13 protein-coding genes are annotated in these 14,415 nt (G+C 71.3%); 2 read left to right on the top strand and 11 right to left on the bottom strand.

What is annotated here, in order from left to right; genetic code table 11:
- Nucleotides 1-65: 65 nt before the first annotated feature.
- The 5 genes from MTBUT4_RS05920 to MTBUT4_RS05940 form a co-directional block, all read right to left on the bottom strand.
- Nucleotides 66-2,243, bottom strand: coding sequence for a tetratricopeptide repeat protein (locus tag MTBUT4_RS05920; protein WP_173978748.1), 2,178 nt, complete (start codon nt 2,241-2,243; stop codon nt 66-68).
- On the bottom strand, nt 2,240-3,229 hold the full coding sequence (locus MTBUT4_RS05925; RefSeq protein WP_173978749.1) for a hypothetical protein: 990 nt from the start codon (nt 3,227-3,229) through the stop codon (nt 2,240-2,242). The genes MTBUT4_RS05920 and MTBUT4_RS05925 overlap by 4 nt, the downstream gene beginning before the upstream one ends.
- 102 nt (nt 3,230-3,331) lie before the next feature.
- Complete coding sequence (locus MTBUT4_RS05930) at nt 3,332-3,778, bottom strand: helix-turn-helix domain-containing protein (RefSeq protein WP_173978750.1); 447 nt, start codon at nt 3,776-3,778, stop codon at nt 3,332-3,334.
- A gap of 79 nt (nt 3,779-3,857) precedes the next feature.
- Nucleotides 3,858-4,517, bottom strand: coding sequence for an RluA family pseudouridine synthase (locus MTBUT4_RS05935; protein WP_371737607.1), 660 nt, complete (start codon nt 4,515-4,517; stop codon nt 3,858-3,860).
- A 23-nt stretch (nt 4,518-4,540) separates the two neighbouring features.
- Entirely contained in the window at nt 4,541-5,665 is a 1,125-nt protein-coding gene (locus MTBUT4_RS05940; protein ID WP_173978752.1) for an SPOR domain-containing protein, read from the bottom strand.
- Nucleotides 5,666-5,895: 230 nt separating this feature from the next.
- Here MTBUT4_RS05940 and MTBUT4_RS05945 point away from each other — a divergent pair, with 230 nt between their 5' ends.
- On the top strand, nt 5,896-7,008 hold the full coding sequence (locus MTBUT4_RS05945; protein ID WP_254434760.1) for a class I SAM-dependent methyltransferase: 1,113 nt from the start codon (nt 5,896-5,898) through the stop codon (nt 7,006-7,008).
- Nucleotides 7,009-7,056: 48 nt separating this feature from the next.
- Nucleotides 7,057-8,553, top strand: a complete 1,497-nt coding sequence (locus MTBUT4_RS05950) for an ATP-binding protein (protein ID WP_173978753.1) — start codon at nt 7,057-7,059, stop codon at nt 8,551-8,553.
- 421 nt (nt 8,554-8,974) lie between these two features.
- Here the strand turns inward: MTBUT4_RS05950 and arsA are convergent, their stop codons facing one another.
- From arsA to MTBUT4_RS05985, 6 genes are read right to left on the bottom strand one after another with little or no spacing between them, the layout of a single operon-like run.
- The gene (arsA, locus tag MTBUT4_RS05960) at nt 8,975-11,500 is read right to left on the bottom strand and encodes an arsenical pump-driving ATPase (protein WP_254434761.1); all 2,526 of its coding nucleotides are present in this window, start codon (nt 11,498-11,500) and stop codon (nt 8,975-8,977) included.
- 7 nt (nt 11,501-11,507) lie between these two features.
- Nucleotides 11,508-11,873: an arsenite efflux transporter metallochaperone ArsD gene (arsD, locus tag MTBUT4_RS05965; RefSeq protein ID WP_173978754.1), complete on the bottom strand. Its 366-nt coding sequence runs from the start codon at nt 11,871-11,873 to the stop codon at nt 11,508-11,510.
- Nucleotides 11,870-12,952: an ACR3 family arsenite efflux transporter gene (arsB, locus tag MTBUT4_RS05970; RefSeq protein ID WP_173978755.1), complete on the bottom strand. Its 1,083-nt coding sequence runs from the start codon at nt 12,950-12,952 to the stop codon at nt 11,870-11,872. The genes arsD and arsB overlap by 4 nt, the downstream gene beginning before the upstream one ends.
- Nucleotides 12,952-13,410 (bottom strand): arsenate reductase ArsC, encoded by a 459-nt coding sequence (locus MTBUT4_RS05975; RefSeq protein WP_173978756.1) that lies wholly within the window; start codon nt 13,408-13,410, stop codon nt 12,952-12,954. The genes arsB and MTBUT4_RS05975 overlap by 1 nt, the downstream gene beginning before the upstream one ends.
- Before the next feature lie 4 nt (nt 13,411-13,414).
- Complete coding sequence (locus tag MTBUT4_RS05980; RefSeq protein WP_173978757.1) at nt 13,415-13,915, bottom strand: arsenate reductase ArsC; 501 nt, start codon at nt 13,913-13,915, stop codon at nt 13,415-13,417.
- Complete coding sequence (locus MTBUT4_RS05985) at nt 13,912-14,337, bottom strand: helix-turn-helix transcriptional regulator (protein WP_173978758.1); 426 nt, start codon at nt 14,335-14,337, stop codon at nt 13,912-13,914. The genes MTBUT4_RS05980 and MTBUT4_RS05985 overlap by 4 nt, the downstream gene beginning before the upstream one ends.
- Nucleotides 14,338-14,415 lie beyond the last annotated feature (78 nt).

Raw genomic sequence — 14,415 nt, forward strand, 5'->3', positions numbered from 1 at the left:
GGACCCCCCGCCTTCGCGGGGGTGACGGATCAGAGGGTGGCAAGCAGAGTATTTCCGCACCCTGCTCAGGCCGCCTGGGGAATGGTGCCGGGGGGGTTGGCCTGGCGCAGCAGGGCGTCATGGGCCAGGGTGGCGAGATCGAGGGCCGCGTCGCGGCCGTCGAGGTTGCGGGCCACCTGCGCCTTGAGGAAGGCGCCGCCCTCGTCGCCCTGGCCGGCCGGCCGGCGAATCCAGGCCTCCAACTCCGCATCGGGCGAGCCCTTGGCCAGCCCGGCATGGACCAGGGCGATCAGGCCCTTGTCCTCGGGATCGGTGAAGGCGGCGCGGACCTGCTCCCAGTCCTCGTCGGGGCTGGCGCCATCGGCCAGGGCCGCCAGGCGCACCGGCAGCAATCCGGGGAAGCGGTGCAAGCGCTGGCGCAGGTCCTGGCGGAACCCGTCATCGCCCAGCGCCATCACCGTGGTGGCGAGAACGTCGTCGGCATCGGCGGCCAGGGCCTGCCCGGCCACCGCCGTCGCCGTCGCCCGGTCGCCGAGGCGAAGGTACAAATCCGCCTCGGTCCCCCAGGCCGCCCGCCGCAGCAGCGGCGCCTCGGCCGCTTCCGCCGCCAGGGCGGCGGCGGCCGCCTCATGGTCGAGGGGGAGACTGGTTTCGGTCGCGGTGTGCCGTTCGGCGAGGAGAGCCCGCACCTGATCGACCCCGCGCGGCCCGGCCTCCAGCCAACGGGTCAAAGTGCCTGCGAAATTATTGTTGCCGAACCGCTCGACATAGCGGTCCCTCACCGCCCGCGCCGCCACCGCTTGGCCTTCGGCGATCAGGATTTCGGCAAGCGTATACAGCGCTGTCGGATTATCGCGCCGTTCCGCCGCCAGGCGGCGGGTGAAGGACCGCAGTCGCTCCACCGCCTCGTCGCCCTGCCCGCCGCGCCACAGCAGACGGGCGAGGTCCCCTTCGGAATGCTCGTGGTCTGGATCACGCTCCAGCGCTTCCCGCAGCAGCCGTTCGGCGGCGGCATCGGCGCCGCGCCCGGCCAGCAGCCGGGCCAGTTGATGGCGGAGCGGCGCGCGGTGCGGCAGGCGGCGGATCGCCTCCCACAGCACCGCCTCGGCCTCGTCGCGACGGCCAAGGCGGGCCAGGCAGTCGGCGCGCAGGCTCCAGGATTGTTCGTGGAAGGGTGACCACCTGGAGGCCCGCCGCATCCATGCCAGCACATGGCCGGGCGCCCCGTCGCGCACCGTCCGGCCGAGATTGCTGCTGCTGGTCACCAGGAAATGGGCATCGCCGGTGGCGACGGCATAGCGTTCCAGAAGGGCGAGCAGGTCCTGCATCTCCGCCAGCAGCCCCGGGCTTGGGGCTTTCCGCCAGGCTGCGCTAAACGCTTTGACCTCGTACTCGACGCTCGGCGGCAAGGTCGGCACTTTGGCAGTTCCAACGCCCGGCTTCTGCAACTCCGGCCACACCGAGCACACCCAATCGCGCACATGCGGCGCCGTCCGCTTGCCGGCCAGGATGGCGCCCCAGCGGTCGAGCCAGAAGTCCCGCGACTGGGGGAAGGCGGCCTTCAGCTGGCGCACCCTGCGGATGAATTGCTGCTGCGCCCGGTGGTCGTTTTCGCCGTCCATGGCGCCGCCCCAGCGGGCGAGGCCGACCAGCACCTCCTGGCGCGGCATGGGCTCGGGTCCGGGCATGGAGGCGACGCCCAGCAGGGTGGCGTCGATGCGGTGGCGCAGGCGGCGATTGGCCGAGGCCTCGCAGGCGCGCAGCCACTCGAACCGGAAGCGGTCGTCGGTCTGGACGTTGGCGGCGGCCCCCAGCACCAGATCGGCCAGGTCGAAGGCGGAATTCTCGACGAAGCGTTCGGCCCAGGCGGCCTCGTCCGGCCAGGCCGAGGCCAGCCAGGCGGCGCAGCGGGCCAACTCGAGGCGATGGACGGCGCGGTACGCCTCGCCCGCCTCGGTGATGAAGCGGCGCACGCCGCCCGGGCGTTCGATCAGGGTGTCGGCCCGCCCCTTCAAACCCTTCAGCCAGTCCAGCAGGGTCTCGTCCAGCAGGTCCCACAGGGTGGGCGCCGGAGAGCGCGGCAGGTCGCCGAACATCACCTCCAACGCCTGGCAGGGCGTGGCCCGCTGCAGGCCGGGCAGATAGGCCTCGCCGGCCAGCAAATCGGCCAATGCCGCCGCCGGCTCGGCCGCGAAACGGTCCAGCCAGGGATGGGGGACGGGCTGCAGCGCAGGGGCGCTCATGGCGTGCCGAAATCCTTCCGCCCTTGCGGGTCGCGGCGCAGACATTCCAGGTGTTCCCGCCGCACGGCCTCGGGATCGGCGAACGCCTTGGCGTCGGCCTTGCCGATGAAGCCGATGGCGTGAATATGCTCCGGTTTGTAGGGCACCCGCAAGCTCAACACTTCGGCTATCTTGGCGGTGCAATCGGCATCGCCGTCCAACTGCAGGGTCCGCCCATAGGGCAGCCCGGCCGGCGACGGGAAGAACCATTCATAAAGGTCGCCGTCCAGCACCGTCGGCACCGCCAGCGGGAAGGCGGCCCGGAGCTTCTTGCCCACCGCATCGACATCCTTGACCGCATAGGTCATGGCCAGCACCGGAATCTGGGGCTTGGCGGCGGTCGGGCGGTAATGGCCGAGGCCGAGGCGGTCGCGCAGCCGGTCGGCCCAGTCCGGGCTGTCCAGGTCGGCGGCCATGCGGTCATCGACGAAGCCCATGAAGCGCGGACGATAGGAATGGCCGCCGTTCAGCTTCTCGCACAGGGCTTCCAGGTCGCCGTCGATGTCGTCGCGGGTCACATCGGTGGACGGATCGGGGGTGAAGGCCCGCCGGCCGCGGACGATGTCCACATAGTCCTTCAGCACGTCCAGCGGCTTGGGTAGCAGGCTGTGCTCGACCGCGTAGTCCAGGGATTCGATGCGCACCAGCCTGTGCTTCTTGCCCAGCCCGCGCACCGCGTCGTCGAGGCTGGCCAGATCATTGGCGGGGGTGAAGGTCTCGGGCAGGTCGGGACCATAGATCCGGCCCTGCAGGAAATTGGCATGGGCCTTCTGCCAGCTTTCGGGGTCGGCGGCGCAATCGCCGGCCACCTGGTCCTCGTAGACGCGCTGGCGTTCCGCTGCCGCCCGCTCTTCCCACAGGTAGTTCTCGGCGCGCGCCCGAGCCGCCCAGTCCTGGCGGCGATAGGCATCGAGGGCGGTGCGGAAGGGGGCGAGAATCGGCGTCATGCCCGGACAGGGAAAGCTGGTGGGCGACCACCATGCCACCATCCCCGTTCGGTTGCAATATGGCGCGGTGGCACCAGCCCGCCGGGTTCGGCGCGTCCCCCCCTACTCCACCGGCTCGCCGTTGAGGCGGGTGGCCAGCATCTTGGTCAGCTCGTAGACGCCGCGGCGGATGTATTCGTCGTCGATGCGGCGGTAGTTGCGCATCATCTCGAGCCCCTCGCGGCCGTAATCGGGCAGCAGCGGCGGTGCCGGGTCCTCGCCCAGGCCGCCGGAATTGCGCGGCATGTCGTCGAAGAAGAAGCTGACCGGGACGTCAAGCGCCTCGGCGATGTGGTAGAGCCGGCTGGCGCTGATGCGGTTGGCGCCGCTTTCGTATTTCTGCACCTGCTGGAAGGTCAGCCCCACCGCCTTGGCCAGTTCGGTCTGGCTCATCCCCAGAAGGGTGCGGCGCAGGCGCAGGCGCGCCCCCACATGCATGTCCACCGGATCGGGATCACCGGATTCGGTGCGGGCCCGGTAGATTCTTTTTGTATTGGTTTTCCCAGCCATCGTGCGCCATCGTCCGCGAGTGTTCGTGCATACAATACTCGCCCAGGTAAATGTATGCAAGGCGGCGCAGGCGGGAAGGTCACTCGCCGCCCCAGCCGCAGGCGGCGAGCAGGTCGCGCATGTGGGGCGGCACCGGGGCGGTGGCGGTGATTGGCGGCTTCCCGGAATGGATGGGGACCGACACCGCGCGGGCGTGCAGGTGCAGGTTCGGGGCGACCAGGTCGGCGGTGCCGCGGCCATAGGTGGAATCGCCGATGATGGGGCAGCCGATGGCGGCCAGGTGGACCCGGATCTGGTGGGTGCGGCCGGTGCGCGGCCGCGCCTCGATCCAGCTCAGCCGGTCGGTGCCGCCCAGCACCCGGTAGTCGGTGACGCTGGGCTGGCCCCTGGGATCGACCACCACCCGCCAGCCGTGGCGGCGCTCCAGCTTCAGCAGCGGCTTGTCGATGGTGCCGGATTGGGCCGGCGGCCGGCCGACCGTCACCGCCCAGTAGACCTTCTCCACCCGGCCGCCGGCGAACAGCTCGCCCAGCCGGGCCAGCGCCTTGCGGTGGCGGCCCAGCACCAGGCAGCCCGAGGTGTCGCGGTCGAGGCGGTGGGCCAGCTCCGGCGGACGCGGCAGGCCGAACCGCAGCGCCCCCAGCAGCTCCATCAGATGGCCGCCCTTGCCCGGCCCGGCATGCACCGCCAGCCCCGCCGGCTTGTCGATGACCAGCATCATCCCGTCGCGGTGAAGCACGCGGGCGACCAACTCCTCGGGACTCATTGCGGAAACGGCGTCGGCGTACAGGTCTGGCCCTTGCCCTTGAGGGCGGCGCACAGCTTGTCGGCCGCCGCCTGGTCCAGCGGGCCGGCGATCAGGCGGTAGGTGGCGCCCAGCTCGCCGAGATCGGCCTTGGCCACCTTGAAGGACAGGGTTGCCAGGTCGGGGAACTCGGTCTTCAGCGCTTCCCACGCCTTGTCGCCGTGGGTGGCCGAGCCCATGGACAGCAGATGCACGCCGACCGGGCCGCCGAACCCGGCCGGCAGCTTGGGCGCCTCGACGCCGGGGGGCGACGGGATCACCTCCAGCCGGCCCGACACCCCGCCTTCCATGCGCTGGCCGCGCCCCGCGCCGGCGGCGGTCTTCTTCTTCGGCTTGGGCTTGGCCACCACCTGGGGCGCCGGCGGCGCCAGCACTTCGGGCAGGGCTTCGCTGGCGATCAGGCCTTCGAGGGCGAGCAGTTCGCCGTCACGTTCGCTCGCGGTGATGAGACCGGCATCCTTCAGCCGGCCGGTGCGTTGGGCGACCTTGCGCGCCGAAGCGACGTCGGGCGGCGCCAGCGCCTCGCGCCGGGCCGGCGCCGCCGGCAGCAGCTGGTCGAGCATGAAGCCGCGCTCGGCCGCGCCCCCGCCCCTGTCCTTGTCCTTGCCCCGCCACAGCCGGTCGAAGCGGTCCGCCACCTCGGCCACCGGCGGGATCGGGCGATCCAGCCCCGCCGCCGGCGGCTGCGGCGCGGTCAAGGGCAGCAGCGCCCCCAGATTGGCATCGCGGCGCACCGCCGCCTCGGACGGCGGAACCAGGCCGCGCTGGGCCAGTTCCTTCAGCGCCAGGAAGCGCAGCGCCATGGGATCGCCGGCCAGCAGGCGCTCGGCGGCGGCGAGGTCGATGGATGCCGAGGGGAACGGCGATGCCGCATCGGACAGCGGCATCGGCACCGGCGGCGGCGGCTCCATGGCGTCCGGCTGGGGCGTGGGCAGGTTCTCCAGCCCGGGGCGGACCATCTTGCGGTCGAGCTGGAGTTGCGCCTCCAGCAAATCGGCCTCGGAACGGGCGATGACGTCGGTGCAGGCCGCCGCCAGGGGAAGCAGCGCGACCAGTGCGAGGACGGAGATGGGACGGCGCATGGACCCTGCTCGGCGGCGATGAAGGCTGGCCCATTTTCACAGACCGGCGCCGAAGCGCAACAGTTTCGCGCAAGCCCGGAACAGCGGCTATGCTGAGCGCCGGAAAAAAGAACGGCCCGCGCGGGGCGGGCCGTGAAGTTCGACAGGGAGGATGCCGGAATGCGGTCCGACACCCAAGTCAACGGCAGCCTTCTACCCCGTCCGGCGAAGGCTGGCATTGAAGATCGTCAATGACCGACGCCGACCAGCTGATTTCACACGCCCGTAGCGAAATGGCATCCAGCCGCTTCGCCTCCGCCTGCGCCCTGCTGGAGCGGGCGGCGGCGCTGGACCCGGACCATCCCGGCCTGCTGGCGGCAAGGGCCGCCGCCTGCCGCCGCGACGCCCGCTACGCCGAATGCATCGCCCTGGTCGCGGCGGCGGGAGCGGCGGCCGGCGTGCAGCCGCTGTATGAACGGGCCATGAGCCTGGCCCATCTCGGGCAGGCCGAGGCGGCCCTGGCCGGCTTCGACGCGGTGCTGGAGCGCGATCCCAACCGCGCCGCCGCGTGGTTCGGCAGTTTCGGCCCGGCGCTGGAGGTGGCCGGCATGGACTCCGCCCTGGCCCGCCTGCGCCGCGCCGCCGCCTGCCCCGGCGCCAACGGCAAGTACTGGGGCGTGCTGGCCGCCACCCTGCGCCTGGCCGGGCGGGCGGACGAGGCCGCCGCCGTCCACGCCCGGGCCCTGGCCCGCCATCCCCGCCGCCGCGCCATGTGGGACGGGGTGGCGGCCATCGCCGCCGACCTTGCCCCCGCCTGCCGCCTGTTCGGCCTGTCGGCGCCGCTGCTGCGCCACGCCCTCGACGCCGCCACGGTGCCCGGGCTGGTGCTGGAATTCGGGGTGAGGCGCGGCACCTCGCTCACCCACCTGGCCGAGGCGGCGGGGCAGACGGTGCACGGCTTCGACTCCTTCCAGGGCCTGCCCGCCGACTGGGGCGGCGAGACCGCCGGCGTGCTCACCACCGGCACCGAGCTGCCCGTGGTGCCGGCCAATGCCCGCCTGCATCCGGGGTGGTTCGAGGACTCCCTGCCCGACTTCCTGGCCGACCATCCCGGCCCGGTGCGGCTGGTCAACATCGACAGCGACATCCATGCCTCGGCCCGCACGGTGCTGTGGCGGCTGGCGGACCGGCTGGTGCCGGGCAGCGTGGTGGTGTTCGACGAGTTCATCGGCAACCGCACCTGGGCCGCCGACGAATTCCGCGCCTGGAGCGAATTCACCGAAGCGTTCGGGGTGCGGGCCACCGTCTTCGCACTCTCCACCGCCACCAAGCAGGTGGCGATGGCGATCGCCCATTCTCCTTGACAGCGGCGCCGCCATGGCGAGAGTCGGGCTCCTTGCACGGGGAGGCACATGACGGTCGGCATCGAGATGGGGACGACGACGACGGGCGCGCCGGCGATCCTCGACCTCGAGGAATTGCTGGCCACCCGGCTGCTGGTGCAGGGCAATTCCGGCTCGGGCAAGTCGCACCTGCTGCGCCGCCTGGCCGAGCAGAGCGCCCCCTACGTCCAGCAGGTGGTGGTCGATCCCGAGGGCGACTTCGTCACCCTGGCCGAGCAGTTCGGCCACGTGGTGGTGGACGCCGCCGCCCATGCCGAGGCGGCGCTGCAGCAGGTGGCGGCCCGGGTGCGCCAGCACCGGGTGTCGGTGGTCCTCAACCTGGAGAACCTGGAGACCGAGCGCCAGATGCGCCACGCGAGCGCCTTCCTGGGCGGGCTGTTCGACGTCGAGCGCGATTACTGGTTCCCCATGCTGGTGGTGGTCGACGAGGCCCAGCTGTTCGCCCCGGCGGCGGCCGGCGAGGTCTCGGACGAGGCCCGGAAGGCCAGCTTGGGGGCCATGACCAACCTGATGTGCCGGGGCCGGAAGCGCGGCCTGGCCGGCATCATCGCCACCCAGCGCCTGGCCAAGCTGGCCAAGAACGTCGCCGCCGAGGCCTCCAACTTCCTGATGGGGCGCACCTTCCTGGACATCGACATGGCCCGCGCCGCCGACCTCTTGGGCATGGAGCGGCGCCAGGCCGAGATGTTCCGCGACCTGGCGCGCGGCCATTTCGTCGCCCTGGGTCCGGCCCTGTCGCGCCGCCCGCTGCCGATCCGCATCGGCGAGGCCAGCACCAATGGGCGGGCCGGCAATGCCCGGCTGCTGCCGCTGCCCGCCACCGCCCCGGCCGATGCCCGCGATCTGATCATGACCGCCTCGGAACACGAGCCGGCGCGGGCGCCGGTCAGCCGGCCGATGGCCACCGCCGACATCCTGGCCCAGCTGGCCGCCACAAGGCCGCCGCCGCCCCCTGGGGAGGTTCTGGCGGGCGAGCTGGCGGCGCTGCCCCGCCCCGCCCCGCCGGCCCGGCCCAGCCACGAGCAGGTGCTGGCCGAGGTGCTGGCCGATCCCGAGGCGATGTTCCGTTCGGTCGCCCAGATCTACCAGGATTTCCTGGTGCGCTGCCGCCAGCACGGGGTCAACGGCCGTGCCCTCGACCTCGCCCAGTTCCGCCGCAAGCTGGCCACCGTGCGGGCCGGAATCGATGCCGAGACCGCCGACACCCCGGAATGGGAGCAGGCCCTGACCCTGTCGGCGGCCATGCCCGAGGATTTGCAGGCGGTGTTCCTGATGCTGGCCCGCGCCGCCCACGACCGCGCCGCCTGCCCCTCCAACGCCCAGATCGCCCGGGCGCGCGGCTCGCGCAGCCCGCGCCGGGCGCTGGGCCTGCTGGAGCACATGGAGGGGCGCGGCCTGATCAGTATCCGCACCGACGCCTTCGGGCGGCGGGTCATCGCCATCCCGGCCCTGGCCTGGGAGACCGAACCGGGCGACGCCGACGCAGCGGACGACGAGGTGGCGTGAGCGCCAATGCGTCGAGCCTGAAACCTGCAACACCCGCCGTCGTCATGACCACTTCTGTCCGGTTTAATTCTCGGCTGGCAATTGCCCCCCCTCGCCCGCTTGCGGGAGAGGGGGGCGAGCGTCAGCGAGCCGGGGTGAGGGCGGCGCGCGTCGGCGCGCCCAAGACCTGGAGAAACCAGCGCTTTCGCTGTCGCGAAGCGCACCTCGCGGCGCGCCCCCTCTCCCTCCCGTCGCTGTCGCGACGGGTCCCTCCCTCTCCCGCAAGCGGGAGAGGGTAATCCTGTCTACTTCGGCCAGCGTCACCCTGGACGCAGCCGTCACCAAGGGCTCCAGACGGCAGTCCGAGAATTAAACCGGACAGCCGTGCGTCATGACCGGGCATGACGAAAGGGGAGCTGTTGCAGATTTACGGCTCGCCGGGTTAAGGCTTCCGGGCCTCGATGGTGGCCGAGACCACGTAGTTCTCGATGCCGGTGCCGGGAGCCCAGTCCTTGATGAGGTCGCGGCTTTCCGGCTTTTCCACGATGCGGATGTCGGTGAAGCCGGCCGCCGCCAGCCAGGTTTCCATCTCGGAGCGGGCGGCGGCGCCGGCGACGCAGCCGCACAGCAGCTTGGGGTCGCTGGCCAGGGCGTCGGGCAGCCGGGTCATGTTGACCACGTCGGAAATGGCCACCCGGCCGCCGGACTTCAGCACCCGGAACGCCTCGCGCAGGACCTGCGGCTTGTCGGGCGACAGGTTGACCACGCAGTTGGAAATGATGACGTCGGCGGTGTTGTCGGCGATGGGCAGGTGCTCGATCTCGCCCAGGCGGAACTCGACGTTGGCGGCGCCCACCTTGGCGGCGTTGGCGCGGGCCTTGGCCAGCATCTCGTGGGTCATGTCGACGCCGATGACGCGGCCCGAGGGCCCGACCTGGCCGGCCGCCAGGAAGCAGTCGAAGCCGGCGCCGCTGCCGAGATCGACCACCACCTCGCCGGGCTTGAGGGCGGCGATGGCCTGGGGATTGCCGCAGCCCAGGCCGAGATTGGCGCCGTCCGGCACCATTGCCAGCTCGCTTTCGCCGTAGCCCATGCGCAGCGCCATGTCCTCGGCCGCCGGCTTGGCCGCCGGCGCGCAGCACGACGACGACGAGGCCGGGGCGGGGGCGCAGCAGCCGGATTTCTCGCCGACGGCGATGGCGCCGTAATTGCGGCGGACCGCGTCCCTGATCTCAACCTTGTCCATGGGGGTCTCCGTCTTCACGAGTGGCCGCTCCTGCCAGGGGATGAGGGCCGAGCGGCGCCCGGCCTCGCCGCTCACCCGGCGGATGAAGGGAATTTCGGCGGCGCCGCGCCGGCGCAGCAGGGGATGAATGGTGCCGCTGGCGAACAGGCTCTGGTTGATGACCCAGGCGAAGGGAAGGATGCCGGCCCGTTCCAGGTCGCGGGCCAGAGCCTCGGCCTCGTGCACCGGGGTGGCCTCGGCCAGGGTGACGATGATGGCGCGGGTGTAGCCGGGATCGCGCAGGCGCGGCAGCAGGCCGCGCACCGCCTCGGGCATCTCGGCCTGGGTGCGCAGCACCTCGCGGTGATAGGCCTCGGCGGCGTCCAGCAGCAGGATGGTGTGCCCGGTGGGCGCGGTGTCGAGCACCACGAAGCGGTCGCGGCCCTGATCGACGGTGCGGGCGAAGGCGCGGAAGACGGCGATTTCCTCGGTGCAGGGCGAGCGCAGGTCCTCGTCCAGCATGGCGCGGCCGGCGGCATCGAGGCCGGCGCCGGCCTTCTCCATCACCTCGTCGCGATAGGCGGCGACCTCGGCTTCGGGGTCGATGCGGGTGACCTCCAGGCCGGAGACCTTGCCCTCGACCGCCTGAGCCACATGGGCCGCCGGATCGGTGGTGGACAGCGTCACCCGGTGGCCCATGCCGGCCAGGGCGACGGCGATGGCGGCGGCGACGCTGGTCTTGCCGACGCCGCCCTTGCCCATGGTCAGCACCACGCCGCTGCCGGAAGCGGCGATCTCGGCGACCAGAGCGTCCAGCCCGCCGGGCAGATCCACCGCCTCGGCCGCCGGCGGCGGCGCGTCGGGCACGACCGCTCCGTTCAGGCGGCGCAGCGCCGCCAGGCCGACGGTGCCGACCGGCATCAAGGCGGTCTCGCTGCGCGGCAGGGCGGCGAGGCCGGCCGGCATGCCGGCCAAAGCGGCGCGGCCGCGTGCGGTCATGGCATCGGCGATGGCGTCGCCGCCGCCGTCGAACACGCCGTTGAGGGCGAGGCGCAGATTGGCCACCCCCAGCTCGGCCAGTTCGCCGCGGGTGCGCTCGGCCTCGCGCAGGGCCGAGGCCTCGGGCCGGCTGACCAGCACCACGGTGGTGGTGGCGGGGTCGGACAGCCGCGCGACGGTGGCGGCGTACAGGGCCTTCTGCCGCTCCAGCCCGGCCAGCGGCCCCAGGCACGAGGCGCCGCCGGTGGACGAGGCGATGAAGCCGCTCCACGCCGAGGGCAGGGTCAGCAGGCGCAGGGTGTGGCCGGTGGGGGCGGTGTCGAAGATGACGTGGTCGAAGCCGGCGGTGGTGTCGGCATCGCCCAGCAGCTTGGCGAACTCGTCGAAGGCGGCGATCTCGACGGTGCAGGCGCCGGAGAACTGCTCCTCCATGCTGGCGATGGCGGCGGCCGGCAGCACGCCGCGATAGGGGGCCACCATGCGCTCGCGATAGGCCCGCGCCGCCGCCTCGGGGTCGATGTTGAGGGCGAACAGTCCCGCCGCCCCGGCGATGGCGGTGGGCTCGCCGCTCAGCCGGGTGCCCAGCACCTCGTCCAGGTTCGAGGCCGGGTCGGTGCTGACGATCAGCACCCTCCGCCCAGCATCGGCCAGGGCCAGGCCGGCGGCGCAGGACAGCGAGGTCTTGCCGACCCCGCCCTTGCCGGTGAAGAAGGCGTAGCGGGTGGCGAGCGGCGGCAGGGTCATAGTGTCCTCAGCAGCACCCGGATTTGGGCGAGCAGCACGAGGAAGCCGGGGCCACGGCGAGCTGCACCGGGGCGGCCAGCCCCAGCTTGGCGGCCAGCTGGGCGCGCGACAGATACACTCCGGTCGAGACGATATGGCCGTCGATGGCGATGAGGGGGAGGCGGTCCATGCCGGCCTCCATCTCCTTGACCACCGCCGCATTGGCGGCGAAGGCCTGCGGCTCGGTGCCGAGGTTGTGGCGCTGCACCGCCACCCCCTGCTCCGCCACCCAGGCGAGGTCGGCGGCGAAGGCCACCAGCACCGGATCGACCTGGGGGCCGCACACGCCGGTCGAGCAGCACATGGCCGGGTCGTACACGTCGAGTTTCTTCATGGGGATCCTCCCGCTTTGGCTTCGTACCAGCCCTTGCTGGCATTGACGATCCTGACCACCGACAGCATCACCGGCACCTCGATCAGCACGCCGACCACGGTGGCCAAAGCGGCCCCCGACTGGAAGCCGAACAGGGCGATGGCGGCGGCGACGGCCAGCTCGAAGAAGTTGCTGGCACCGATCAGCGCCGACGGGCCGGCGACGCAATGGGCGACGCCCAGCCGCTTGTTGAGCCAGTAGGCCAGGCCCGAATTGAAATAGACCTGGATGGTGATGGGCACCGCCAGCATCAGGATCACCAGCGGCTGGGCGATGATCTGCTCGCCCTGGAAGCCGAACAGCAGCACCAGGGTGGTCAGCAGCGCCACCAGCGACGCCGGTCCCAGCACCGCCAGCGTGCGGGGCAACGCCTCGGGACCCTTGGCCAGCAGCGCCTTGCGCCAGACCTGGGCGACGATCACCGGCACCACGATGTACAGGACCACCGACAGGAACAGGGTGTCCCACGGCACGGTGATGGAGGACAGCCCCAGCAGCAGCCCGACGATGGGGGCGAAGGCGAACACCATGATGAGGTCGTTGACCGCCACCTGCGACAGGGTGAAATGGGGCTCGCCGTCGCACAGGTTCGACCACACGAACACCATGGCGGTGCAGGGGGCGGCGGCCAGCAGGATCAGGCCGGCGATGTAGCTGTCGATCTGCTCGGCCGGCAGAAACGGGCGGAACAGCGTGCTGATGAAGATCCAGCCCAGCAGCGCCATGGAGAACGGCTTGACCGCCCAGTTGATGAACAGGGTGACGCCGATGCCCCGCCAGTGCTCGCGCACCTGGTGCAGGGCGCCGAAATCGATCTTCAGCAGCATGGGGATGATCATCGCCCAGATCAGCACCGCCACCGGCAGGTTGACCTGAGCCACCTCCATGCCGCCGATGGCCTGGAAGGGGGCGGGCAGGAAATGCCCCAGGGCGACGCCCGCGACGATGCACAGGGCCACCCACAGGGTCAGGTAACGCTCGAACACACCCATCGGAACCCGGGCGGCCGTCTTGGCCGCCACCTCGCACTGCGCCGACATCACACCTCCCCGGCCCGCTCCGGACCCAACTCGATGAGGCGGCGGATCTTGGCCTCGATCATGCCGTAGACCTCGCGGAACACCGCCAGGCGCTCCTCGTGCGTGCCCTCGGCGTCGGCGGGGTCGGGAAAGCCGATATGGACCTTGGACGGGTGGCCGGGCCACACCGGGCAGACCTCGCCGGCGGCGTTGTCGCAGACGGTGATCACCAGGTCCATCTTGGGCGCGCCGGGCAGCCCGAACTCGTCCCACGACTTGGAGCGCAGGCCCTCGACCGAGTGGCCCTTCTCCTTGAGGATCTCGATGGAGAACGGATTGACCCGGCCGGTCGGCTTCGAGCCGGCGCTGTAGGCCTTCCACTTCCCCTTGCCGAGATCGTTGATCAGGCATTCGGCCAGCACCGAGCGGGCGGAATTGCCGGTGCACAGGACAAGGACGTTGATGGGCGAATCGGTCATGAACTCAAACTCCGGAGGTACCGATATTGTCGAGGTGCGTCTTCAGCGTCAGGCGGTCGAGGGACGCCAGCGGCAGCGAGGTGAAGATGCCGATGCGGTTGTTCAGCATGCGCATCACCTCGCCGCAGAAGGCCGCCTTCTCGGCCTCGGGGCCGGTGAAGCCGGCCGGGTCGGGCACACCCCAATGGGCGGTCATGGGCTGGCCCGGCCACACCGGGCAGACCTCGCCGGCGGCGTTGTCGCAGACGGTGAAGACGAAATCCAGCTCGGGCGCGCCGGGAGCGGCGAACTCCTCCCACGACTTCGAGCGCAGGGACTGGGTCGGGTAATTGGCCTTCTTCAGCAGCGCCAGCACGGTGGGGTCAAGCTCCCCCTTCGGCTTGCTGCCGGCGCTGAACGCCTTGAAGCGGCCGCTGAGATCGCCGTTCAAGATGGCCTCGGCCATGACGCTGCGGGCCGAATTGCCGGTGCACAGGAACAGCACGTTGTAGATCTTGTCGGTCATGGCGATGCCTCGCAACAGGTGGAATCCGCGGCGCCTGGCGCCAGTTCATCGTCAAGGGCGGCAGCCCCCCGTCCGCACAGCACCGCCAAAGGCAGGGCATTGACGCGGACCAGACGCTGCCGGTCGTCGGCAATGGTGGGATCATCGGCCAGCGCCTGCCCGGCCAGGGCCAGGAAGGCGGGGGCATAGGTGTTGAGCGACCGGTCGGCGAGGCGGTAATAGACCCACTTGCCCTCGCGCCGCTGCTGCAACAGGCCGGCGGTCCGCATCATGCCCAGATGCTTCGACACCGTCGCCGGAGCCAGCGCCAGCACGGCGGTGACTTGGCACACGCACAATTCGCCGCTTTCCAGCAGCTTCAGGATGCGCACCCGAACCGGATCGGCAACGGCCCTGGCGACGGTCTCGAACGTCTCAAGCATGGGGGCATGCTAGCATCATTTCGTCAGATTGGAAAATGACAGATATGAGACGGCGAGGGGCAAGAGCCGCGCGGCGCG

Origin of the sequence: Magnetospirillum sp. UT-4 (assembly GCF_902729435.1) — a bacterium.
Classification (GTDB): Bacteria; Pseudomonadota; Alphaproteobacteria; order Rhodospirillales; family Magnetospirillaceae; genus Magnetospirillum.

Bases quoted from the DNA above. Each gene is read 5' to 3' on its own strand.
- MTBUT4_RS05920 (WP_173978748.1), bottom strand. From the start codon at position 2,243: ATGAGCGCCCCTGCGCTGCAGCCCGTCCCCCATCCCTGGCTGGACCGT.
- MTBUT4_RS05930 (WP_173978750.1), bottom strand. From the start codon at position 3,778: ATGGCTGGGAAAACCAATACAAAAAGAATCTACCGGGCCCGCACCGAA.
- MTBUT4_RS05940 (WP_173978752.1), bottom strand. From the start codon at position 5,665: ATGCGCCGTCCCATCTCCGTCCTCGCACTGGTCGCGCTGCTTCCCCTG.
- arsD (WP_173978754.1), bottom strand. From the start codon at position 11,873: ATGAAGAAACTCGACGTGTACGACCCGGCCATGTGCTGCTCGACCGGC.
- MTBUT4_RS05975 (WP_173978756.1), bottom strand. From the start codon at position 13,410: ATGACCGATTCGCCCATCAACGTCCTTGTCCTGTGCACCGGCAATTCC.
- arsB (WP_173978755.1), bottom strand. From the start codon at position 12,952: ATGTCGGCGCAGTGCGAGGTGGCGGCCAAGACGGCCGCCCGGGTTCCG.
- MTBUT4_RS05950 (WP_173978753.1), top strand. From the start codon at position 7,057: ATGACGGTCGGCATCGAGATGGGGACGACGACGACGGGCGCGCCGGCG.
- MTBUT4_RS05985 (WP_173978758.1), bottom strand. From the start codon at position 14,337: ATGCTTGAGACGTTCGAGACCGTCGCCAGGGCCGTTGCCGATCCGGTT.
- MTBUT4_RS05945 (WP_254434760.1), top strand. From the start codon at position 5,896: ATGACCGACGCCGACCAGCTGATTTCACACGCCCGTAGCGAAATGGCA.
- MTBUT4_RS05980 (WP_173978757.1), bottom strand. From the start codon at position 13,915: ATGACCGACAAGATCTACAACGTGCTGTTCCTGTGCACCGGCAATTCG.
- arsA (WP_254434761.1), bottom strand. From the start codon at position 11,500: ATGACCCTGCCGCCGCTCGCCACCCGCTACGCCTTCTTCACCGGCAAG.
- MTBUT4_RS05925 (WP_173978749.1), bottom strand. From the start codon at position 3,229: ATGACGCCGATTCTCGCCCCCTTCCGCACCGCCCTCGATGCCTATCGC.